A 22,703-nucleotide genomic window follows, 5' to 3' on the forward strand; every position below is an offset into this window, starting at 1 on the left:
GTTCCTACTGGTCACAAGTGAAGCACTCACCACTGACAACGCACCGTCACCCGGAGGAGTTCCGCATGAGCCGCACCCCCCGCGACAACCGCTGGAGCAAGGCCGAAGACCCCGAACTGAGCCATCGCCTGAGCAGACGAGGCATGCTCGGCGTGGCCGCGGGCGCCACCGCCGCCGCACTGCTCGGTGCCGCCGCCCCCGCCCAGGCCGCCACCACCGCCGGACGCGGCCGTCCCGTCCTGCCCCCCGGCCGCCTCGGCATCCAGCTCTACAGCCTGCGCGACAAGGTCTCCACGCTCGGCTTCGCCCCCGTCTTCGCGGAACTGCAGAAGTACGGGTACGACGAGGTCGAGTTCGCCGGATACACCCAGGGCTCGGCCGGACCCATCACCCTCGCCCAGCTCAAGCGGCTGGCGCGGAACCACGGCCTGAACCCCATCGGCAGCCACGTCGGTTACTACTCCAGTGACCCCAACGCCTACACCTTCGCCCAGAACCTCGAGAAGGTCCTCGACGACGCCCAGGCCCTCGGCCTGAAGCACGTCGGCACCGCCTCCGGGCCCTTCCGCTACGGCTCCACCGTCGACGCCTGGAAGCGGGCCGCCGAGGAGTTCAACACCTACGGCGCCGCCGCCAAGGCCCGCGGCATGAAGTTCTACCAGCACAACCACTCCGAGGAGTTCTCCTTCGCCACCGACCAGCCGAACGTCCGCCTCTACGACGTGCTGCTCGCGGAGACCGACCCCGACCTCGTCTACCTCGAGATGGACATCTACTGGGCGTACGTCGGCCAGTTCCGCTTCTCCCAGCGGCCGGACGGCACCCCCGCGCCGTTCGAACCGCTCGACTACGTCCTCGACCAGCCCGACCGCTACCCGCTGTTCCACGTCAAGGACGGCGAGAGCGACCCGTCCGTCCCGCACGGCTACCGCATGGTCGACGTCGGTGACGGCGACATCGACTACCAGCGCTTCATCTCCGGTGTGACCAGGCTGCGCGGTCACCGGCTGGCCCACCACTGGCAGGCCGAGCACGACAACCCGGCCGAGTCCTTCGCCTTCGCCCGTAAGTCCAGCGCGCACCTGCACTCACTGCGCGAGAAGTGCTGACGGCCGTACACACGTGAGGAGGCCCTCCCCGAGAGCGGGGAGGGCCTCCTCACTCATGGGCCGGTCAGCCCACGTACACCTGTGATGAGTTGCTGACGGCCATGACGGCCATGACGGCCATGACGGCACGGTGGGGACGGTACGCGGCGGAGGGCTGGGTCACGCCGTCTCGTCGCCGAGCGGCTGGGGATTGGGGGTGATGTGGCGCTTGCTCCTGTTGCCTCCCGGTGGGGTGAGGAACAGGGCCATGAAGCCCGCGAAGATCGAGATGCAGCCCGCCAGGGTGAAGGCGCCGTTGTAGCCCCAGGCGCCCACGACCACGGAACCCATGCCCGCGCCCAGGCCGGAGACGAGCTTGGAGCTGTAGACCATTCCGTAGTTGGTCGCGTTGTTGTTCTCGCCGAAGTAGTCCGCCGTCATCGCCGCGAACATCGGGAAGATGGCGCCGCCGCCGAAGCCGGAGATGGCGGAGAAGATCAGGAACAGCGGCAGGTTCTTGATCTCGGCCGACCAGATGATGCCGAACTGGGCGAAGCCCAGGATGGCGCACACATAGAGCAGGCACTGCTTGCGGCCGTAGAGGTCGGACAGCCAGCCGATGACACCGCGGCCGGTGCCGTTGACGATCGCCTTCAGTGACATCGCGGTGGCCACGATCCCGGCCGCGAAGCCCGCGTCCTCCCCGATGTCGACCTGGAAGGCGATACCGAAGATGTTCACGCCGGAGGTGCAGGCGAGACAGAACCACATCAGCGCCACCCGGCCGGTCCGCCAGGCCTCCAACGGGGAGTACTGCTTGTCCGCCGGGGGGTTCTTCTCCAGCGAACGCCGGGCCCGCGGGTCCTCCGGCGGGTTCAGCGGGTCGATCTCGGTCGGCCACCAGTTCTTCGGCGGGTCCCGGAAGTAGAAGCCCGCGACCGCCACCACCGTGGCGAGGAAGAAGCCGACCGAGACCAGCACCCAGCGGAAGTTGGAGCCGTCCATGAATCCGGTGAAGATGAAGACGAACGGCACCGAGCCGTAGGCGAAACCGCCGTTGACGAAGCCGGTCTTGCCGCCCTTGCGCTCCGGATACCACTTGCCGACCATGTTGACGCAGGTGGCGTACACCATGCCCGCGCCCATACCGCTGAACATGCCGAAACCGAAGAAGGCCACCATGACGTGCGGCGCGTACGCCAGCGACAGATAGCCCAGCAGGGTGCCGAGCGCGCCCAGCATCATCGCCCAGCGTGCGGGCAGCTTGCCGCTCTCACGCAGCCGTCCCGCCGGAAAGGCGACCGCGGCCTGGCAGAACACCCAGACGGTCATCATCCAGTAGATGCTGCCGCTGGACCAGTGGTGCGCCTCGTGGAGGGTGTCCTCGGCGGACGCGAACGCGTACTCGGCCGAGGAGATGCCCATCATGCCGATCCAGGGAAGGATCACCATCCACTTGCGCTTGCGGCCCATGATGTCGATGTCGGACTCACCGACGCGGTAGACGCGTCCGTTCCTGTCCGTCACCTCCCGATAGGTGGCGACCCGGGTAACGTCGGTAGTTGTCACGTTGATTGCACCCCTTGCGTCGAAAGTTCTGGCCAGCGCCCCCTGTCCATTGCCTTTCGTGCGCGCGCGGGTCCCGGGGCTGGCCGACGCGCACCGTCGGCCAGCCCCCCGCTGCGTCACCTCATGAACCGCCCCCCAACAACCCCGCCGCCCGCGCCCACCGGTACTTGGCGCCCAGCACGGCCACCGGCTTCTCGGTCGTGTACGGATACGCCACGACACCCCGCTCGAAGAGGTACTGGCACGCCTCCTCGACCTCGACGTCACCCGCGAGGGAGGCGACGACGGGCTTCTCGATCCCGCGCTCGCGGAACTCGGCGACCACCCGCGCGGTCAGCTCGGCGAAGACCATCGGCGGAGTGACGATGGTGTGCCAGTAGCCGAGGACGAGCGCGTGGACGCGCGGATCCTCCAGGCCGAGCCGGATCGTCGCCTCATACGTCGACGGGGGTTCGCCCCCGGTGATGTCGACCGGGTTTCCCGCGGCCCCGAAGGGCGGGATGAACTCCCGGAAGGAGGCGTCCAGGTCCGGCGGGATCTCCATCAGCGTCAGGCCGTTGTCCGTCACGGCGTCGGACAGCAGCACGCCGCTCCCGCCCGCCCCGGTGATGATCACGACGTTGTCGCCCTGGGGAGCGGGCAGCACCGGCAACGCGCGCGCGTACTCCAGCATGTCGTTCAGGCCCGGCGCCCGGATGACACCCGCCTGCCGCAGGATGTCGTCGTACACGGCGTCGTCGCCCGCGAGGGCCCCGGTGTGCGAACCGGCGGCCCGCGCACCCGCCGCGGTGCGGCCCGCCTTCAGCACGACGACGGGTTTCCTCGGCACGGTCGCGCGCGCGGCCTCCACGAACGCCCGCCCGTCCTTGAGGTCCTCCAGGTGCATGGCGATGCACTCGGTGTGCGGGTCCTCACCGAACCAGGTGAGCAGATCGTCCTCGTCCAGGTCCGACTTGTTGCCGAGCCCGACGATCGCCGACACGCCGGTCTTCGTCGTCCGGGCGAATCCCAGGATGGCCATCCCGATGCCGCCGGACTGCGAGGTCAGCGCGACCCCGCCCTTGACGTCGTACGGCGTGCAGAACGTGGCGCACAGGTCCTGCCAGGTGGAGTAGTAGCCGTAGATGTTCGGGCCGAGCAGCCGGACGCCGTACCGCTCGGCGATGGTGACGATCTCGGCCTGGAGTTCGTGCTCACCGGTCTCGGCGAACCCGGAGGGGATCAGGACGGCGTTGGGGATCCCCTTGCGTCCCACCTCCTCCAGAGCCCTGGCCACGAACTTGGCGGGAATGGCGAAGACGGCCACATCCACCTCACCGGGAACGTCCGTGACACTCTTGTACGCCTTGCGGCCCAGAATGTCATCGGCCTTGGGGTTCACCGGATGGATCTCCCCGGAGAAGCCCCCGTCGACGAGGTTGCGCATCACCGAGTTGCCGATCTTCCCCGCCTCGTTGGAGCCGCCGATCACGGCGACCGACGACGGCTGCATCAGCCGCCGCATGGAGGTGAGGATCTCCTCGCGCGAGTACTTCCGCCGCGGCGTGGGCTGGGATTCTGCGAGGATGATCCGGATGTCGGCGGCGACCGCGCCCCCGGCGGTCGCGATCACCGGGTTGAGGTCCACTTCGGCGATCTCCGGGAAGTCCGCGACGAGCTGGGACACCCGGCGGATCTGCTCGGCGACCGCCCACCGGTCCACGCCCGCCTGTCCCCGCACCCCGCGCAGGATCTCCGCCGACCGGATCGAGTCCAGCATGGACAGCGCCTCGTCGGCGTCGACGGGCGCGAGCCGGAAGGTGACGTCCTTCAGCACCTCGACCAGCACCCCGCCGAGCCCGAACGCCACCACCTTGCCGAACGTCGGGTCCTTCACCGCCCCGACGATGACCTCCTGCCCCTGCGGCAGGAGTTCCTGCACCTGGACGCCGTCGATCCGGGCGGTGGCGTCGTACGCGCGCGCACTCTCGATGATCTTGTGGAAGGCCGCGCGGACCTCGGCTGCGCCCTCGACCCCGACGATCACCCCGCCCGCGTCGGTCTTGTGCAGGATGTCCGGGGAGACGATCTTCAGTACGACGGGCCCGCCGAAGCGCGCCGCACAGGCCACGGCCTCGTCGACGTCGGTCGCCAACTCCTCCCCGGGTACGGCGATCCCGTACGCGTCGGCCACCACCTTGCCCTCGGGCGCGGTGAGCGCGGTACGTCCCTCGGCCCGCACGGAGTCGAGGAGCGCGCGCACCCGCAGCACCCGGTCTTCGGCCATCACGTCAGATCACTCCGTTCGACTTGAGCAGGCGCAGCTCCTCGTCGCCGAGGCCCAGCTCGCCGACGAACACCTCTTCGTTGTGCTCGCCCAGCAGCGGTGAACTGGTCACGTCCACGGGGGAGTCGGAGAGCTTGAGCGGGCTGCCCACGGTCACGAACTCGCCGCGCTCGGGGTGCGGGACGCGCACCACCATCTCGTTGGCGACCAGCGAGGAGTCCTCGATGATCTCCTTGGTGGACAGGATCGGCCCGCACGGGATGTTGTGCGCGTTCAGCCGCTCCAGCACCTCCCACTTGGGCAGCGTCGAGGACCACTCCTCGATCAGCTGGAACATCTTGTTCAGCTTCGGCAGCCGGGCCTGCGGCGTCGCCCACTCCGGGTCCTCGGCCAGCTCCGGCCGCCCGATCAGCTCGCTGATCGGCTGCCAGCCGACGGGCTGCACGATGACGTACACGTAGTCGTTGGGACCACCCGGCGCGCACTTCACCGCCCAGCCGGGCTGACCTCCGCCGGACGCGTTCCCGGACCGGGGAACCTCGTCGCCGAAGTCCTCGTTGGGATATTCAGCGAGTGGGCCATGGGCCAGGCGCTGCTGGTCGCGCAGCTTCACCCGACAGAGGTTGAGCACCGCGTGCTGCATGGCCACGTTCACCCGCTGCCCGCGCCCGGTGCGCTCCCGCTGGTACAGCGCCGCGAGGATGCCCGCCACGGCGTGGACGCCCGTGCCCGAGTCCCCGATCTGGGCGCCCGTCGCCAGCGGCGGTCCGTCCTCGAACCCGGTGGTCGACATCGACCCGCCCATGGCCTGAGCGACGACCTCGTACGCCTTGAAGTTGGTGTACGGGCCCTCGCCGAACCCCTTGATGGAGGCATAGACGATCCGAGGATTGATCTCCTGGATGCGGTCCCAGGTGAAGCCCATGCGGTCGACCGCGCCCGGTCCGAAGTTCTCGACCATGACGTCCGAGCGCCGGATCAGCTCGGTGAGGAGTTCCTTGCCGCGGTCGGTCTTGGTGTTGAGGGTGATGCTCCGCTTGTTGCAGTTGAGCATCGTGAAGTAGAGGGAGTCGACGTCCGGGAGGTCACGCAACTGCTTGCGCGTGATGTCACCGGTCGGCGCCTCCAGCTTGACGACGTCCGCGCCGAGCCAGGCCAGCAGCTGGGTCGCGGAGGGACCGGACTGGACATGGGTCATGTCCAGGACGCGGATGCCGTCGAGTGCCTTGGTGGGCGTGCCAGTCATCGGGGCCACCTCACTTGTACATCGTCTGGTTCATGGTTCCGGGGGCGTACGCGTCCGGGTCGACCCAGACGTTGATCAGCGACGGCTTGCCCGACTCGCGGGCGCGCCGCAGCGCGGGGCCGATCTCGGCGGGGTCGCGGACCTCCTCGCCGTAACCGCCCAGCATCTGGGCGAACTTGTCGTAGTGGACGTCGCCGAGGGTGTTGCCGATGCGCTCGCGCTCCTTGCCGTACTTGGCGGCCTGGCCGTAGCGGATCTGGTTCATGGAGGAGTTGTTGCCGACGATGCCGACGAAGGGGAGGTCGTAGCGGACGAGGGTCTCGAAGTCCCAGCCGGTGAGGGAGAAGGCGCCGTCGCCGAAGAGGGCCACGACCTCCTTGTCGGGCCGCGCCTGCTTGGCGGCCAGCACGAAGGGGATGCCGACGCCGAGCGTGCCCAGCGGACCGGGGTCCATCCAGTGGCCCGGCGACTTGGGCTGCACGACCTGTCCGGAGAAGGTGACGATGTCGCCGCCGTCGCCGATGTAGAGGGAGTCCTGGGTGAGGAAGTCGTTGATCTCGCTGACCAGCCGGTACGGGTGGATGGGGGAGGAGTCCGACCTGAGCTGCGGCAGCCGCTTGTCCAGCGCGGTCTGCTCGGCGGCGCGCAGTTCGTCGAGCCACTCCTTGCGCTTCGACGCGCCCCCGTTGACCCGGCCGGAGGCGGCTTCCGTCACCGACTTCAGCACCAGTCCCGCGTCGCCGACGATGCCGAGGTCGATGTCACGGTTCTTGCCGACGGTGCGGTAGTCGAGGTCGATCTGCACGACGGTCGCCTCCGGCGACAGCCGCTTGCCGTAGCCCATGCGGAAGTCGAAGGGGGTGCCGACGATGACGATGACATCGGCGTTGGAGAAGGCGTACCGGCGGGAGAGCTGGAAGTGGTGCGGGTCGCCGGGCGGCAGCGTGCCGCGGCCCGCGCCGTTCATGTAGGCGGGGATGTTCAGCGTGCGCACCATCTCGATGGCCGCCTCGGTGCCACGGGTCGTCCACACCTGGCTGCCCAGCAGGATCGCGGGCTTCTCGGCGTGCACCAGCAGATCGGCGAGCTTCTCGATCGCCTCGGGGTCCCCGGCCGAGCGGGTGGAGGCCCGGTAGGCGCCGGACCTGGGCACCCGCGCCTTCTCCACCGGCACCTTGGCGTCGAGCACGTCGCGGGGGATCTCCAGGAAGGAGGGGCCGGGCGCGCCGTGGTAGCACTCGCGGAACGCCATCGACACCATGTCCGCCGCGCGCGCCGTGTCCGGCACGGTCGCCGCGAACTTGGTGATCGGCGCCATCATGTCGACGTGCGGCAGGTCCTGGAGGGACCCCATCTTGTGCTGGGTGAGCGCGCCCTGACCGCCGATCAGCAGCATCGGGGACTCCGCGCGGAAGGCGTTGGCGACCCCGGTGACGGCGTCGGTGGTCCCGGGACCGGCGGTGACGACCGCGCAGCCCGGCTTGCCGGTGATGCGCGCGTAGCCGTCGGCGGCGTGCGCGGCGACCTGCTCGTGACGGACGTCGACGACCTCGATGCCCTCGTCGACGCAGCCGTCGTAGATGTCGATGATGTGCCCGCCGCACAAGGTGTAGATGACCTCCACACCTTCCGCTTTGAGCGCCTTGGCGACGAGATGCCCACCCGAGATGAGCTGTTCGTTCTGGTCGCGGCTGTCGTCAGGCATGGCGAAGTCCTGTCCCTTCGTAGGGGTTTGGAAGGCTCTCGCGGTAGATTGCATACAGTCGACGAATACTGTATGAAGCTTGTTATCCCGCATCCGGTGGGTGGTGTCCAGGGGGCGTGCGGCACTTTTAAGTCAGGAGCCGAGATGGACCTGTACGAGCACCAGGCAAGGCAACTCTTCGAAGAACACGGCATCGTGGTGCCCAGGGCCGAGGTCACCGACTCGCCCAAGGAGGCCCGCGAGATCGCCCGCGGGCTCGGCGGCCGGGTCGTCGTCAAAGCGCAGGTCAAGACGGGCGGACGCGGCAAAGCGGGCGGGGTCAAACTCGCCGCCGACCCGGCCGCCGCCGAACTGACAACACGTCAGATCCTCGGAATGGACATCAAGGGCCACACCGTCGGCAAGGTCATGCTGGCCCAGCCCGTCGACATCGACACCGAGTTCTACGTCTCCTACGTCCTCGACCGCGCCGCGGGCACCTTCCTCGCCATCGCCTCCGCCGAGGGCGGCATGGACATCGAGGAGGTCGCCGCGACCCGGCCCGAGGCCGTCGCCCGCATCCCCGTCGACCCCGCCGAGGGCGTCACCGCGGCCAAGGCGGGCCAGATCGCCGAAGCGGCCGGACTGCCACCGCAGACCGTCGACACCCTCGTCCGGCTCTGGGAGGTACTCGTCCGCGAGGACGCCCTCCTGGTCGAGGTCAATCCGCTCGTGCGCACCCGGCAGGGCCAGATCCTCGCCCTTGACGGCAAGGTCACCCTGGACGACAACGCGTCCTTCCGGCAGACCCGTTGGGGCGCCGGCGACGAGGACCGCGAGGACCCGCTGGAGGCTGCCGCCGCCGCCAAGGGCCTCAACTACGTCAAGCTCGACGGCGCGGTGGGCATCATCGGCAACGGCGCCGGACTGGTGATGTCGACCCTCGACGTGGTCGCCGGATGCGGCGCCCGACCCGCCAACTTCCTCGACATCGGCGGCGGCGCCTCCGCCCGCGTCATGGCGGACGGCCTGTCGGTCATCCTCTCCGACCCCGCCGTGAAGTCGGTCTTCGTCAACGTCTTCGGCGGGATCACCGCCTGCGACGCCGTCGCCGACGGCATCGTGCAGGCCCTGGACACCGTACGACTGACCAAACCCCTCGTCGTCCGGCTCGACGGCAACAACGCCGCCCGGGGCCGCACCATCCTCGACGAACGCGCCCACCCACTGGTCGAGCAGGCCCCCACCATGGACGGCGCCGCCGCCCGTGCCGCCCAACTCGCCACCACCGCCTGAGGAGTCCGGACGCCATGGCCATCTACCTCACCAAGGAGAGCAAGGTCCTCGTCCAGGGCATGACCGGCGGCGAGGGCATGAAGCACACCCGCCGGATGCTCGCGGCGGGCACCGACGTCGTCGGCGGCGTCAACCCGCGCAAGGCGGGCCGCACCGTCGACTTCGACGACCGCGCCGTCCCCGTCTTCGGATCCGTGGCCGAGGGCATGGCGGAGACCGGCGCGGACGTCACCGTCGTCTTCGTGCCGCCCGCCTTCGCCAAGGCCGCCGTCACCGAGGCCGCCGACGCGGGCATCGACCTCGCGGTCGTCATCACCGAGGGCATCCCCGTCCACGACTCCGTCGCCTTCACCGCCTACGCCGGTCAGCGCGGCACCCGCATCATCGGCCCCAACTGCCCCGGCCTCATCACCCCCGGCCAGTCCAACGCGGGCATCATCCCCGCCGACATCACCAAGCCCGGCCGCATCGGCCTGGTCTCCAAGTCCGGCACACTGACCTACCAACTCATGTACGAACTACGCGACACCGGCTTCTCCACCTGCGTCGGCATCGGCGGCGACCCGGTCGTGGGCACCACCCACATCGACTGCCTGGCCGCCTTCCAGGACGACCCCGACACCGAACTCATCGTCCTCATCGGCGAGATCGGCGGCGACGCGGAGGAGCGCGCCGCGGCCTACATCCGCGACCACGTCACCAAGCCCGTCGTCGGCTACATCGCCGGTTTCACCGCACCCGAGGGCAAGACCATGGGCCACGCGGGCGCCATCGTGTCCGGTTCGTCGGGTACGGCGCAGGCGAAGAAGGAGGCGCTGGAGGCGGTCGGCGTACGGGTGGGGAACACGCCGACGCAGACGGCCCGGCTGGCGCAGTCGGTGCTGGAGGCGGCTCAGTGACCTCACTCATAGTCGCCTGACGCGGGTGTCGCATACCGTGTCGGGTCGCTAGCGTTCCGTGTACGGCATCCCGTATCGCGTCCACTGGGCATCCCATGCGGCATCCCGCATGCGCCATTTCGCATACAGAATCCTGCGCCCATTGTGCATACGGCCGTACGACTGCGGGCGGTCGACGGGTGACTGCATACAGTCGCCCGTCCGCCGCCCACCGCCCCCTGCATACAGGCGTCGGCATTCCCCCTTCGCCATCCACTACGCCGTATCGCGCCATACCCCCCGCCCCGACTGTGCACCGAGAGCGGAGCAGACAATGGCACCCACCCTCACCCCCACCGTCACCCCCACCCTCACCCTCACCCTCAAATCCGGCACCTCCTGGACCGAGGCCTGGCAACGCTGCCGCGCCGTCGCCCCCGAGGCCTTCCGGGACGACCGCGTCCTCAACCTCTGGGACTCCAGCTGGCACGCGGACGGCCGGGCGCTGCCCGCCACCACCCCCGTCGACGGCAGCCCCATCGCGGGCCCGCCCCGCCTGGACCGGTCCACCGCCCAGCAGGCGGTACGCGCCTCACTGGACCAGCACCGGGCCTGGCGGCACGTGCCCCTCACGGAGCGCCGCGCCCGTGTCGCCGCCACCCTCGACGCGCTCACCGAACACCGCGAACTGCTCGCCCTGCTGCTCGTCTGGGAGATCGGCAAGCCCTGGCGGCTCGCCCAGGCGGACGTGGACCGGGCCATCGACGGGGTGCGCTGGTACGTCGACGGCATCGAGCCGATGCTGGACGGGCGAGCGCCGCTGGACGGCCCGGTGTCGAACATCGCGAGCTGGAACTACCCGATGAGCGTGCTCGTTCACGCCATGCTGGTACAGGCACTTGCGGGCAACGCGGTCATCGCCAAGACCCCGACCGACGGCGGCGTGGCCTGCCTGACCCTCGCCGCCGCGCTCGCCGCCCGCGAGGGGATCCCCGTCACCCTTGTCAGCGGCAGCGGGGGCGAGCTGTCCGAGGCGCTGGTGCGGGCGCCGGAGATCGGCTGCGTCTCCTTCGTCGGCGGTCGCGACACCGGCGCCGCGGTGGCCACCGCCGTCGCCGACCTCGGCAAGCGGCACATCCTCGAACAGGAGGGACTCAACACCTGGGGCATCTGGAACCACTCCGACTGGGACACGCTGACGGCCGTGATCCCCAAACTCTTCGACTACGGCAAGCAGCGCTGCACGGCGTACCCGCGCTTCGTCGTCCAGCGGACGCTGTTCGACGAGTTCCTGGCGGCGTACCTCCCGGCGGTCCGCACCCTCAAGGTCGGCCACCCGCTGGCGGTCGAGCAGGAGACCGACCCGTATCCGGTGCTGGACTTCGGGCCGGTGATCAACGCGGCCAAGGCCAAGGAACTGCACGACCAGGTCGCCGAGGCCGTCGACCGGGGCGCCGTCCCGCTGCACCGCGGACAGCTCTCCGACGCCCGCTTCCTGCCCGGTCAGGACACCTCGGCATACGTCCAGCCCGTCACCCTCCTCAATCCACCGCCGTCCTCCCCGCTGCACCACGCGGAACCCTTCGGCCCGGTCGACACCATCGTCCTGGTCGACACCGAGGCCGAGCTGCTGGCCGCCATGAACGCCTCCAACGGCGCCCTGGTCGCCACCCTCTCCACGGACGACCCCGCGACCTACGACCGGCTGGCCCCCCAGATCCGCGCCTTCAAGACCGGCCACGGCAAGCCACGCTCCCGAGGCGACCGTGACGAGCTGTTCGGCGGCTTCGGCGCGTCCTGGCGCGGCGCGTTCGTCGGCGGCGACCTGCTCGTGCGCGCCGTGACCCGGGGCCCGGCGGGGGAGCGGCTGCCCGGGAACTTCCCCGACTACCACCTGATGCCGTAACCCCGGCGCGGGCCGGGCGGCACCGGCGCGGCCCCAGGGGCGACTCTCCCTGGGGCACGGCTCTCCCGGGTGACCGTCGTGCACACACCGTGACGACGTCACAGCGTGCCGTCCACGCCGCCTGCCCCGCCCCCAGGGAAGGAAAACGCAGGTGAAGGGCGCTCCGAACTCTTGGTATTGTTGTCCCTGTCGCCGCGGGGAGCACCCCGCCAAGGCGGCACACACCTAGTCCGGGTGGCGGAATGGCAGACGCGCTAGCTTGAGGTGCTAGTGCCCTTTATCGGGCGTGGGGGTTCAAGTCCCCCCTCGGACACTGACTGATCACCGTCCGTGCGGGTCGAGCTGAGTCTCGGCCCGCACGAACTGTTTCGCGGGCCTGACCCCACCTACTGCTCCGCCATCGCCAACTTCGGCGCGACCGCTCCCGACGATGGCCACCGCCGCGACATGGCACGGGCTCGCTCCCGCGTGCGCGGTGTTGTCCGGCACCGCGCCCGCCCCCGTCGATGGCATCCGACCGTGCGTTGACCTTCCGGGCGGCAGCCACGCGCAGCCGCGGACACTCCAGGGCGCCTCCCGCACCGGGGGCCGCCTCAGCAGGCGTACCCGTCGGCGCGTGGGTCGTTCACCGGGCAGGCCACGGACATCTCCTACGCGCTCATGGCGCCCGGTCACGAACGCGACGACATACGCGTCCGTATCGTCAGCGCACCGGACGGAGGCTGGGGGACGGGCGGCCACGCCCGCACGGGCGAAAGCCTGGCCGACGCCATCCAGGCGGGTGGCGGCCGTGTCGGTCGACACCTGACGTTCACCTCTTGGACGTACTTGCGCCACGAAGGGATAACGATGGGCAACCCTTGCGCGGCCCATGAGGTCTAGTCCGCCATGAAGATCTCTTTCTTGATCCACAACGCCTATGGGATCGGAGGGACGATCACCACCACGTTCAACCTGGCGCAGGCGCTGGCCGAGCGGCACGAGGTGGAGATCGTCTCCGTACTGCGGCACCGGGAACGCCCGAACTTCACCCTGGACCCGAAAGTCACCCTGCGGCCGTTGGTGGACCTGCGGCAAGAGAAGGAGCATCCCCTGCATCTGCGACCGGCGCGGGTCTTCCCCCGTGCCGAGTACCGCTACCAGCAGTACAGCGCGCTGACGGACCAGCGGATCGCCGAGTGCCTGGCGGCCATCGACGCGGACGTGGTCATCGGCACCCGCCCCGGCCTCAACGTGCACCTCGCACTCCAGACGCCGCGCCACATCGCCCGTATCGGCCAGGAGCACCTCACCCTGGACAACCACCCGCCCGCTCTGCGCACCACCCTGCGCAGGGCCTACCGCGGCCTCGACGTGCTCACCACGGTCACTGAGGCGGACGCCGCCGCCTACCGGCGCAAGATGCTGCTGCCCGGGGTCCGCGTCGAGGCCCTCCCCAACAGCGTCCCCGACCCGGTACTGCCCGCCGCCGACGGCACCGCGAAGGTGGTCGTCGCGGCCGGGCGACTCGTCCCCGTCAAGCGCTACGACCTCCTCATACGGGCCTTCGCCCTGGTCGCCGCCGAGCACCCGGACTGGCAACTGCGCATCTACGGCAAGGGCGAGGAACACGACCGGCTCCGACAGCTCATCGAGAGCCTCGGCCTGTGGAACAACGTCTTCCTGATGGGCGCGGCGGCCCCCATGGAGGCCGAGTGGGTCAAGGGCTCCATCGGCGCGGCGGCGTCCAACTTCGAACCGTTCGGCATGACCATCGTCGAGGCGATGCGCTGCGGACTGCCCGTCGTGAGCACCGACTGCCCGTACGGCCCCGGCGAGATCATCGACGACGGAGCCGACGGCCGCCTGGTACCCGTCGGCGACCACCACGCGTTCGGCGCTGCCCTCCTGGACCTCGTCCGCGACGACGAACTGCGCCGACGGATGGGACGTACGGCCATCCAGAACGCGCGACGCTTCGCGCCCGGCCCCGTCGTCGAGCAGGCCGAGCGGCTGATGGACGCCGCGATCGAGGCGAGAGCGAGCGGATCGCGGCCCGCTCCACCGGCCCGGGGGCGAGTCCAACGCGCCCTGGTCAGCCAGACGTTCGCCGCCCGCGACGTCGCCTATGCCGCGGCCAGCAGCGCGCTGCGCACCGTACGGAGGGGACAGCGATGAGCGACGCCACGGACACCACAACGACGGAGCACACCGCACCTGACACGACGGTGACAACCGACATGCAACCACGTACCAACTGCACGGTGGACACGGACGGCCGGATCAGCTTCGTCCTGCCGCCGGGTCTCGCCGCCGACGTCCCCTCGCCCCGTCTGCTCCTGCGGCTGCGACCCAAGAAGGGGCAGCCCGAGAAGACCCTGCGCGTGCTCGGACTCGAGCCCGCGGACGACGGCCGACTGCGCGGCGTACTGGAACCGGACCCCGCGCTCGCCGAGGGGCGGTGGGACCTGTACCTGCTGACCGGCGGGACCGAACCGGACGCCCCTCGGCACCGGTTGCGGCCGGGGCTGCGGGATCTGCGGGCGCTGGTCGACGGGTACACCCGTGACCGGCCGTCACCGGTCGCCGTACGCGTGCCGTACGCCACCAAGGACGGCTTCCTCGCCCTGCGGACCTGGCTGCGCCCCGCCCACGCGGAGGTCGCGAGCATGGCACCGTCGGACCGGTCGTTGACGATCCGGGCCCGGCTGCACGGCACCCCGCTCTCCGACGAGGCCACCGTACGGCTTCGCCTGCGGGGCGGCGACGGGGTGGTCAAGACCGTGCCCGCACACGCCGAAGGCGACGAGTGGGGCTTCTCCTTCACCGTGCACTACGAGGATCTGGTGGCCGACGGCGGCGGCGGTACGGCCCGCGTCTGGGACGTTTTCGTGCAGGCGCAGGCGCAGGCGCAGGCGCAGGCGCAGGCGCAGGACGCCGGTGCCGCGGCGGGCGCGCCGGTGCGGCTCGGCCGTCTCCTGGACGACGTGGCCGACCGTAAGAAGGTCTTCGTCTTTCCGGCGGCCGTGGTCGGGGGCGCCACCGTGCGTCCCTACTACACGGTCGACAACGACCTCGCGATAGTGGTGACGCCCGAGGTCTGACAAAGGAGGTCAGTGCCCTTGCGGCACTGACCTCCTCATGCGCTGTCAGTACCTATCCCTTACGGCTTTCCCACGACTCTCCTACGGCAGGGTCCATTTCTGGTTGGGGCCGGTGTGGCAGGTCCACAGGTGGACGGGGGTGCCGTCGTTCCAGGTGGAGCCGGACGCGTCCAGGCATTTGGCGGACTGGGGGTTGCGCAGGGTGCCGTCGGGTTGTGGGGTCCATCGCTGGGCGCCGGTGCCGTTGCAGGTCCACAACTGGATTTTGGTGCCGTCGGCGGTGGCGCCGCCTGAGATGTCGAGGCATTTGCCGAGGGCTCGGATGGTGTTGTCGCCTGGAACGGTCCAAGTCTGGGCTGTGCTGTTGTTGCAGGTCCAGATCTGGATCTGGGTGCCGTCGGCGGTGGCGCCGCCGGAGACGTCCAGGCACTTGCCGTTCACGCCCTTCACCGGGCCCGAGCGCGGTCCGGTGGGGCCACCCGACTCCTTGATCCGGATGTTGCGGAACGCCACCTCGTCGCCGTCGCCGTGGTTCTGCAGTCCGATGTGACCCTGCGCGAGACTGCGCACCGGGTCGGTGTTGGTGAAGTCGTTGACCTTGCGGCCGTTGAGGAAGATCTCCAGCCGCTCACCCGTGACCCGCAGTTCGTACGTGTTCCACTCACCCGGAGGGTTGAGCGCGGCATCGCGGGCCGCGAGGTCGGCGGACTTGAAGCCGTAGACGGAACCGGTGGTGCGGTCGGGGGTGTCCGTGGCGTCGATCTGGATCTCGTAACCGTTGTTCACCGCCGACCAGGGGTCGCTGGAGGCCGGGAAGCCGATGAGGACACCGGAGTTGTCGTCGCCGCTCGCCTTCCAGTCGAGCTTGAGGGAGTAGTCGCCGGTGAACTCCTTGCCCGAGTACCACAGCATGCCCATGCCGCCCTGGGACGTGAGCGTGCCGTCGGCCAGGGTGAAGCCGCCCGGGCCCGCCTGGCTCCAGCCCGCGGTGCCCGAGCCGTCGAAGAGCGGACGGTAGCCGGTCTCCGGTCGACAGTCGGCACGGGTCATGCCCGCCGCCCAGCGGACGCCGCCCAGCAGATGGCGGCGGAAGGCGGGCTCGCTGTAGGACTCGTCGGTGTGGCCGCCGCCCGTGTAGAAGGCCCGGCCGCCCTGGTAGTCCTTGCACCAGCTGATCGGGTGGTCGCCGGACATGTTGCCGCCGCTGTAGCTGGACTCGTCGAGGGAGGCCAGGACATGGGCGGTGGTGCGGGGGTTGGAGCGGTAGTTGTACCACTCGTCGGTCCGCTGCCAGGCGCTGCCGAGGTGGGCGGTGGCGTCATGGGCGCGGTCCTCGACCTTGACGGTCGCGGACTGGATCGCGGGGTGCGAGTGGAACAGGGCTCCGGCCAGGCCTTCGTAGAACGGCCAGTCGTACTCGGTGTCGGCCGCCGCGTGCACGCCGACATAGCCTCCGCCGCCCTGGATGTACTGCTCGAAGGCCGTCTGCTGGGTGCCGTTGAGTACATCGCCGGTGGTGGAGAGGAAGACCACCGCCCGGTACTGGGCGAGGTTGCCGGTGGTGAAGGCGGTCGCGTCCTCGGTGGCGTCCACGGTGAAGTTGTTGGCGGTGCCGAGGGCGCGGAGGGCGGCTATGCCGTCGTCGATGGAGGAGTGGCGGAATCCTGCCGTCTTGGAGAAGACCAGGATTCTGTATGCCGGATCCGCGGCGGCTGCGGTGTATGCGATGTCCTGGATGCCGCGTGCGGCGTCTTGGCTTGTGTATGCCATGTCCCGGCTGGTGTATGCGGTGTTCCTACCACCGTCCGCGGGATCCGCCGCGGACACGCCCGGAGTCATGGCCAGCAGGGCCCCGGCGAGCAGGGTCACTGCGGTGCGTAGTTGCTTGCGCATGGGGTGACTCACCTCCTTGTGGTCCTTGTGCTCCTCGTGCGTGCTTACGGCAGGGTCCATTTCTGGTTGGCGCCGGTGTGGCAGGTCCACAGGTGGACGGGGGTGCCGTCGTTCCAGGTGGAGCCGGACGCGTCCAGGCATTTGGCGGACTGGGGGTTGCGCAGGGTGCCGTCAGCCTGGGGGGTCCACTGCTGGGCGCCGGTGCCGTTGCAGGTCCACAGCTGGATCTTGGTGCCGTCGGCGGTGGCGCCGCCTGAGATGTCGAGGCATTTGCCGAGGGCTCGGATGGTGTTGTCGCCTGGAACGGTCCAAGTCTGGGCTGTGCTGTTGTTGCAGGTCCACAGCTGGATCTGGGTGCCGTCGGCGGTGGCGCCGCCGGAGACGTCCAGGCACTTGCCGTTCACGCCCTTCACCGGGCCCGAGCGCGGTCCGGTGGGACCGCCCGAGGTGGCGAAGGAGAACTCGTCCACGTCGAACAGGGAGCCCGCTGCGCCCTTGAACACCAGGTACAGGGTGGTCGTGCTGCTGGGCCGGTTGGCGAGGGAGGCGTTCACGTCCACGAAGGTCTCCCAGCCACCGGTCACCGGCACCGTGGCCGTGCCCATCAGCGTGCCGGTCGCGGAACCGGCGCGCACCTCGATGGTGCCGCCCGCGCCCGCCGAGGAGACCCGGGCGGTGAACTGGGTCGCGTTGTCCAGCGCGTAGGGCTTGAACGAGATCCAGTCGCCGTTCTCGATATGGCCGACGGTCCTGCCGCCGTGCGCCGGGGCGTGGTTGACGACCTGGACGCCCGCGGAGTCGCCGTAGTGCTCGGCCTGCCGGTGGGACGGCTGGGTGATGTGCTGGTCGTGGGTGGTGAGGGCGGGCTGGCCGTTCGCGCCGTTGTCGGTGTACTCGGCGTCGATCACCCCGAAGATGTTGGCGTTCGGGTCGTGCTCACCGTCCGCCAGGGTCTGGAGGGTGCCGGTGCAGCCGGTGGCGGAGGTCTGCGGATGGCCGTGGCTGTCGTGCCCGACGATAAAGCTCACCTTGACCTTGGAGCAGTCGATCGTGCCGTCCTCGGGGTCGGTGACGGTGACCTTGAAGGGGATCGCCGCGCCGAAGTCGTAGACACGGCCGTCCAGCGGTGTGTCCAGGGTGACCGTCGGAGCGGTGTTGCCGACCGTGATCTGCACGGAGGCCGTCGCCGACTGGCCGGTGGAGTCCGTCACCGTCAGGGTCGCGGTGTAGCGGCCGTTGGCGGTGTAGGAGTGGGTCGGGTTCGCGGACGTCGACGTGGCGCCGTCGCCGAAGGTCCAGCGGTAGCTGATGCTGTCGCCGTCCGGGTCGGAGCTGCCCGCCGAGGAGAACGACACGCTCAGCGGTGCCCTGCCCGACGTCACGTTCGCCGCGGCCTGGGCCAAGGGTGCCCGGCCGCCGGTGACGTGTTCGATCCGGTAGAGGGCGGAGTTCTCGTCGCCGTTGAAGTAGCCGGTGCCGTAGTCGAGGACGTAGAGCGCCCCGTCCGGGCCGAAGGCCATGTCCATGACCTGGGTGCCGGTCCAGGGGAAGGCGTTGATGGATTGGACCGTTCCATCCCCGCCGCTCTCGATGCGCTTGATCCAGCGGCGCCCGAACTCCCCGGCGAAATAGTCACCGTCGTACTCCTGCGGGAACTTCACCGCCGACGTCGACGAGGCGTCGTAACGGTAGACCGGTCCGCCCATGGGCGACTCCGAGCCACCGCCGAACTCCGGTACGGAGGTGCCGTTGTACGGAATCCAGGCGGGCTGGGCCGGGGGCAGGTCGGTGAGTCCGGTGTTGTTGGGGGAGGTGTTCCTCGGCGCCGAGCAGTTGAAGGCGGAGCCCGAGGCGCCGGTGGCGAAGTTGTAGTCCACGTAGGCGTTGTTGGCGCCGGTGCAGTACGGCCAGCCGAAGTTGCCCGCCCTGGTGATCCGGTTGAACTCGACCTGGCCCTCGGGCCCACGGGTGGGGCTCGACGTACCGGAGTCGGGGCCGTAGTCGCCGAGGTAGACGATGCCGGTGGCCTTGTCGACGCTCATCCGGAAGGGGTTGCGGAAGCCCATCGCGTAGATCTCGGGGCGGGTACCCGCGGTGCCCTGCGGGAACAGGTTGCCCGCCGGGATGGAGTACGAGCCGTTCGCGTTGACCTTGATCCGCAGGACCTTGCCGCGCAGGTCGTTGGTGTTGCCGGAGGAGCGCTGGGCGTCGAAGGCCGGGTTGCGGTCGGCGCGTTCGTCGATGGGGGTGAAGCCGTCCGAGGCGAACGGGTTGGTGTCGTCGCCGGTGGACAGGTACAGGTTGCCCGCCGCGTCGAAGTCGATGTCGCCGCCGACGTGGCAGCAGGTGCCGCGGGACGCCGGGACGTCGAGAATCCTCGTCTCCGAGGCGAGGTCCAGGGTGCCGTCGGTCCTCAGCACGAAGCGGGAGAGGCGGTTGACGCCGTTGAAGGGCGCGAAGTCCGACGCCGTGCCGTTGGCCGGGGCGTCACCGGCCGGGGTGCTGAGCTTGGGGGCGTAGTACAGGTAGACGTGGCGGTTGCTGGCGAAGGCCGGGTCGGCCGCGACGCCCTGGAGGCCCTCCTCGTCGTGGCTGTACACGTCGAGCTTCCCGGCCACCTTGGTGGTGCCCGCCGCGTCGGTCAGCCGGAGCGTGCCGTCGCGCGAGGTGTGCAGCACCGAACGGTCGGGCAGCACCGCCAGCGTCATCGGCTCCCCCGTCTCGGCCACGCCCTTGGCCAGCGTGACCTGCTGGAACACCGGGTCGGCGGCGGCCGCGGGGGCAGCTTCGGGGACGGATGCCGCAGGGGTGGCGGGCAGGGTCAGACCGACGGCGCACACCACCGCCGGTACCAGCAACTGCGTCAGTCTGCGCATCACTCTGCGCCTGAACGGTCTCTTGCGCACAGATGTCTCCCATGGGTGGGGGTGGAGGGCAGGCCGGAACCGGTCCGCCGGGGGGAGTACAGGCGCGCGCCGTCGCGCCGTGGAACACCGGTCATGAGGTCATGTCCCGGTCATTTCAAGGAAGTTAGTGGTCTTCGTACGGAGACGTAACCCCTTTCGCTCAAGATCTCGTCGCTTCTTCCATCGCGCGGACAAAGTCGCGGCACGCCCTGCCCGGCGAAAACCGCGTGCCGCCCGGCCGCCCCGTTCCCTACACTCGCCACACCATCGCGCGCCGCCCACCACGGGGCGGCGCGGCGTCGTGACGAGTCGAGGGGAGCCGGGCCGTGCGTGATCGCGCCGTCGCCGTCGCTCCCCGCTCCCGCTACGAGGTGATCCTGGTGTCCTCCTCCGCCCGGTGCCCGCTGCGCGCCCGGCACCGGACACCCGTGGCACACCACGCCTGACACCCCTGTACGGCCGTCTCGCAGACGGTGGCTGACGGGGTGCCAGTACGCCCGTGTCGTCGCCCGGGAATCGCGCTGCCCGAACACCTCTGACTCACCGAAAGGCCACCACGGGCCATGCGCACCACCACGAGCCGTCAGCTCGCCAACCCGCTCGCCGTCGTCCGCAACCTGGGCATCCTCGCCCATGTCGACGCCGGGAAGACCACCGTCACCGAGCGGATCCTGTATGCGACCGGCAGTACACACAAGCGCGGCGAGGTCCATGACGGCACCACCGTCACCGACTTCGACCCCCAGGAGCGCGACCGCGGCATCACCATCTTCGCCGCCGCCGTCAGCTGCGACTGGGACGGTCACCGCGTCAACCTCATCGACACACCGGGCCACGTCGACTTCGCCGACGAGGTGGAGCGTTCGCTGCGGGTGCTGGACGGGGCGGTCGCGGTGTTCGACGCCGTCGCCGGGGTGGAACCGCAGAGCGAGAGCGTGTGGCGGCAGGCCGAGCGGCACGGCGTACCGAGGATCGCCTTCGTCAACAAGCTCGACCGCGCGGGCGCCGACCTGGACACCGCCGTCGCCTCCATCCGCGACCGGCTGCACCCCGCCCCGCTCGTCGTCCAACTGCCGATCGGCACGGAGGACGGCTTCACCGGCGTGGTGGACCTGGTGCGCATGCGGGCACTGGTCTGGACGGACGGCACACCCACGGCCACGGAGGGCCCGGTGCCGCCCGACCTCCTGGCGGAGGCCGGGCGGCGGCGCAGGCTGCTGGAGGAGGCGGTGGCCGAACTGCATCCGGTGGCGCTGGAGGAGTTCTGCGCCACCTCGGCGCTCGCTGCCGAGACGCTGACCGGCGCGCTGCGGGACCTCACCCGCGACGGTGGCGGCGTGGTCGTGCTGTGCGGCTCGGCCTACCGCAACCGCGGTATCGAGCCCCTGCTCGACGCCGTCGTGGACTACCTGCCGTCGCCGCTGGACGTGCCCGCCGTACGCGGCACCCACGACGGTGCCGAGCAGCGGCGGCCCGCCGACCCGGCGGCACCGTTCGCGGCACTGGCGTTCAAGGTGAACGCCACGCCCACGGGGCGGCTGACGTTCCTGCGGGTGTACTCGGGGACCATTGAGAAGGGAGACACGGTGTGGGAGTCCAACACGGGCCGCACCGAGCGGATCGGACGCGTCCTGCGCGTCCAGGCCGACCGGCACGCCCAGGTCGACCGTGCGTCGGCCGGTGACATCGTCGCCGTCGTCGGGCTGAAGTCGGCCCGCGCGGGTTCGACGCTGTGCGCGCCCGGCGCCCCGCTCGTCCTCGAACCGCCCGGCGTGGCCGAACCGGTCGTCTCCGCGGCGGTCGAGGCCCGCGCCTCCACCGGCACCGACCGGCTGGCCGCGGCACTGGCCCGGCTGACCGAGGAGGACCCGTCGCTGGTCGCGCGGACCGACCCCGAGACCGGCCAGACGGTGCTCTCCGGCATGGGCGAACTCCATCTCGAGGTCGCGGTGGAGAAGCTCCGCCGCGCCCACGGCCTGGAGGTCAACGTCGGTCGGCCACGGGTGGCGTACCGGGAGACGGTGGTGCGGGGGGTGTCCGGACTGGTCTTCCGGCACGTCAAGCAGGACGGTGGGGCGGGGCAGTTCGCCCATGTCGTGCTGGACGTGGAGCCGCTCGACGCGGGCGAGGCCGGTGCCACCGGGTTCGAGTTCCGGTCGGTGGTCGTCGGTGGGCGGGTACCGCAGGAGTACGTCCGGGCGGTCGAGGCCGGGTGCCGGGACGCGCTGGCCGACGGGCCGCTCGGCGGCCACCCGGTGACCGGGCTGCGCGTCACGCTGACCGATGGGGCGACTCATGTGAAGGACTCCTCCGAGATGGCCTTCCGCACCGCCGGGCGGCTGGCGTTGCGCGGTGCCCTGCGGGACTGTGCGATGGCGGTGCTCGAGCCGGTCGCCGAGGTCACCGTCACCGTGCCCGAGGACGCGGTGGGCGGGGTGCTCGGTGACCTGGCGGCGCGGCGGGGTCGGGTGACGGGGTCCGCTACCCGGGCGGGCGCGGCGGTGGTGACCGCTACGGTGCCGCTGGCCGAGTTGTTTGGCTACGCGACGCGGTTGCGTAGTCGTACGCAGGGGCGGGGGACGTTCACGGCGCGGCCGACGGGGTATGCGGTGGCGCCTGTGGGGGTGGCTGTGGGGGAGGGGCGGTAGGCGGGCGGCAGTTGGCTGTATACAGCCGACTGTTGTTACGCGCTGTGCGGTCGACTGCATACCGGCGACTAGCCCTATGCGGTCGACCGCATACAGCCGACAGCCGACTGTTGTCGTGCGGTTGGCTGTATGCGGCCGACGGCCGACAGTCGACAGCCGACTGCGTCGTCGTGGTGGTCGATCGCATACAGCCCACCCCACCCGATCCACGGCCACCCGATCCACGGCCACCCGACCCAC

General features: G+C 70.1%; 13 protein-coding genes and 1 tRNA gene. 8 read left to right on the top strand and 6 right to left on the bottom strand.

What is annotated here, in order from left to right; genetic code table 11:
- Positions 1 to 65 precede the first annotated feature (65 nt).
- On the top strand, positions 66 to 1,109 hold the full coding sequence (locus ACFVQG_RS05760; RefSeq protein WP_383377241.1) for a sugar phosphate isomerase/epimerase family protein: 1,044 nt from the start codon (positions 66 to 68) through the stop codon (positions 1,107 to 1,109).
- Positions 1,110 to 1,268: 159 nt separating this feature from the next.
- Here the strand turns inward: ACFVQG_RS05760 and ACFVQG_RS05765 are convergent, their stop codons facing one another.
- The 4 genes from ACFVQG_RS05765 to ACFVQG_RS05780 form a co-directional block, all read right to left on the bottom strand.
- A complete protein-coding gene (locus ACFVQG_RS05765) occupies positions 1,269 to 2,657 on the bottom strand; it encodes an OFA family MFS transporter (RefSeq protein ID WP_383377243.1) in 1,389 nt (462 codons plus the stop codon).
- A 121-nt stretch (positions 2,658 to 2,778) separates the two neighbouring features.
- Complete coding sequence (locus ACFVQG_RS05770) at positions 2,779 to 4,923, bottom strand: acetate--CoA ligase family protein (RefSeq protein WP_383377946.1); 2,145 nt, start codon at positions 4,921 to 4,923, stop codon at positions 2,779 to 2,781.
- A gap of 4 nt (positions 4,924 to 4,927) precedes the next feature.
- Positions 4,928 to 6,169 (bottom strand): formyl-CoA transferase, encoded by a 1,242-nt coding sequence (gene frc, locus ACFVQG_RS05775; protein ID WP_383377245.1) that lies wholly within the window; start codon positions 6,167 to 6,169, stop codon positions 4,928 to 4,930.
- Positions 6,170 to 6,179: 10 nt separating this feature from the next.
- Positions 6,180 to 7,874, bottom strand: a complete 1,695-nt coding sequence (locus tag ACFVQG_RS05780) for a thiamine pyrophosphate-binding protein (protein WP_383377247.1) — start codon at positions 7,872 to 7,874, stop codon at positions 6,180 to 6,182.
- Between the two features lie 144 nt (positions 7,875 to 8,018).
- On the opposite strand from ACFVQG_RS05780, the gene sucC reads away from it, so the two are divergent.
- The 6 genes from sucC to ACFVQG_RS05810 all read left to right on the top strand — a co-directional run bounded on the left by sucC (position 8,019) and on the right by ACFVQG_RS05810 (position 15,016).
- Positions 8,019 to 9,149 carry an ADP-forming succinate--CoA ligase subunit beta gene (gene sucC / locus ACFVQG_RS05785; protein ID WP_383377249.1) on the top strand — a complete coding sequence of 377 codons (1,131 nt, stop codon included), beginning with the start codon at positions 8,019 to 8,021 and terminating at the stop codon, positions 9,147 to 9,149.
- A gap of 14 nt (positions 9,150 to 9,163) precedes the next feature.
- Positions 9,164 to 10,048: a succinate--CoA ligase subunit alpha gene (gene sucD / locus ACFVQG_RS05790; protein WP_383377251.1), complete on the top strand. Its 885-nt coding sequence runs from the start codon at positions 9,164 to 9,166 to the stop codon at positions 10,046 to 10,048.
- Positions 10,049 to 10,361: 313 nt separating this feature from the next.
- Entirely contained in the window at positions 10,362 to 11,933 is a 1,572-nt protein-coding gene (locus ACFVQG_RS05795; protein WP_383377253.1) for an aldehyde dehydrogenase family protein, read from the top strand.
- A 228-nt stretch (positions 11,934 to 12,161) separates the two neighbouring features.
- A tRNA-Leu gene (locus ACFVQG_RS05800) sits at positions 12,162 to 12,246 on the top strand.
- Positions 12,247 to 12,821: 575 nt separating this feature from the next.
- The gene (locus ACFVQG_RS05805) at positions 12,822 to 14,090 is read left to right on the top strand and encodes a glycosyltransferase family 4 protein (protein WP_383377255.1); all 1,269 of its coding nucleotides are present in this window, start codon (positions 12,822 to 12,824) and stop codon (positions 14,088 to 14,090) included.
- A 62-nt stretch (positions 14,091 to 14,152) separates the two neighbouring features.
- Positions 14,153 to 15,016, top strand: coding sequence for a transferase (locus ACFVQG_RS05810; RefSeq protein ID WP_383377257.1), 864 nt, complete (start codon positions 14,153 to 14,155; stop codon positions 15,014 to 15,016).
- A gap of 81 nt (positions 15,017 to 15,097) precedes the next feature.
- Here ACFVQG_RS05810 and ACFVQG_RS05815 read toward each other — a convergent pair whose 3' ends face one another.
- Together ACFVQG_RS05815 and ACFVQG_RS05820 are read right to left on the bottom strand one after the other, a co-directional pair.
- Complete coding sequence (locus ACFVQG_RS05815) at positions 15,098 to 16,909, bottom strand: ThuA domain-containing protein (RefSeq protein WP_383377259.1); 1,812 nt, start codon at positions 16,907 to 16,909, stop codon at positions 15,098 to 15,100.
- A gap of 44 nt (positions 16,910 to 16,953) precedes the next feature.
- Positions 16,954 to 19,785 (bottom strand): PQQ-dependent sugar dehydrogenase, encoded by a 2,832-nt coding sequence (locus ACFVQG_RS05820; RefSeq protein WP_383377261.1) that lies wholly within the window; start codon positions 19,783 to 19,785, stop codon positions 16,954 to 16,956.
- Positions 19,786 to 20,378: 593 nt separating this feature from the next.
- Here ACFVQG_RS05820 and fusA point away from each other — a divergent pair.
- Complete coding sequence (fusA, locus tag ACFVQG_RS05825; protein ID WP_383377263.1) at positions 20,379 to 22,463, top strand: elongation factor G; 2,085 nt, start codon at positions 20,379 to 20,381, stop codon at positions 22,461 to 22,463.
- Positions 22,464 to 22,703 lie beyond the last annotated feature (240 nt).

Source organism: Streptomyces sp. NPDC057877, from assembly GCF_042796855.1.
Lineage (GTDB): Bacteria > Actinomycetota > Actinomycetes > Streptomycetales > Streptomycetaceae > Streptomyces.

Excerpts from the sequence above, each read along its gene's own strand:
- fusA (WP_383377263.1), top strand. The coding sequence starts at position 20,379 with ATGCGCACCACCACGAGCCGTCAGCTCGCCAACCCGCTCGCCGTCGTC.
- sucC (WP_383377249.1), top strand. The coding sequence starts at position 8,019 with ATGGACCTGTACGAGCACCAGGCAAGGCAACTCTTCGAAGAACACGGC.
- ACFVQG_RS05770 (WP_383377946.1), bottom strand. The coding sequence starts at position 4,923 with ATGGCCGAAGACCGGGTGCTGCGGGTGCGCGCGCTCCTCGACTCCGTG.
- frc (WP_383377245.1), bottom strand. The coding sequence starts at position 6,169 with ATGACTGGCACGCCCACCAAGGCACTCGACGGCATCCGCGTCCTGGAC.
- sucD (WP_383377251.1), top strand. The coding sequence starts at position 9,164 with ATGGCCATCTACCTCACCAAGGAGAGCAAGGTCCTCGTCCAGGGCATG.
- ACFVQG_RS05795 (WP_383377253.1), top strand. The coding sequence starts at position 10,362 with ATGGCACCCACCCTCACCCCCACCGTCACCCCCACCCTCACCCTCACC.
- ACFVQG_RS05780 (WP_383377247.1), bottom strand. The coding sequence starts at position 7,874 with ATGCCTGACGACAGCCGCGACCAGAACGAACAGCTCATCTCGGGTGGG.
- ACFVQG_RS05820 (WP_383377261.1), bottom strand. The coding sequence starts at position 19,785 with ATGCGCAGACTGACGCAGTTGCTGGTACCGGCGGTGGTGTGCGCCGTC.
- ACFVQG_RS05760 (WP_383377241.1), top strand. The coding sequence starts at position 66 with ATGAGCCGCACCCCCCGCGACAACCGCTGGAGCAAGGCCGAAGACCCC.
- ACFVQG_RS05815 (WP_383377259.1), bottom strand. The coding sequence starts at position 16,909 with ATGCGCAAGCAACTACGCACCGCAGTGACCCTGCTCGCCGGGGCCCTG.
- ACFVQG_RS05805 (WP_383377255.1), top strand. The coding sequence starts at position 12,822 with ATGAAGATCTCTTTCTTGATCCACAACGCCTATGGGATCGGAGGGACG.
- ACFVQG_RS05810 (WP_383377257.1), top strand. The coding sequence starts at position 14,153 with ATGCAACCACGTACCAACTGCACGGTGGACACGGACGGCCGGATCAGC.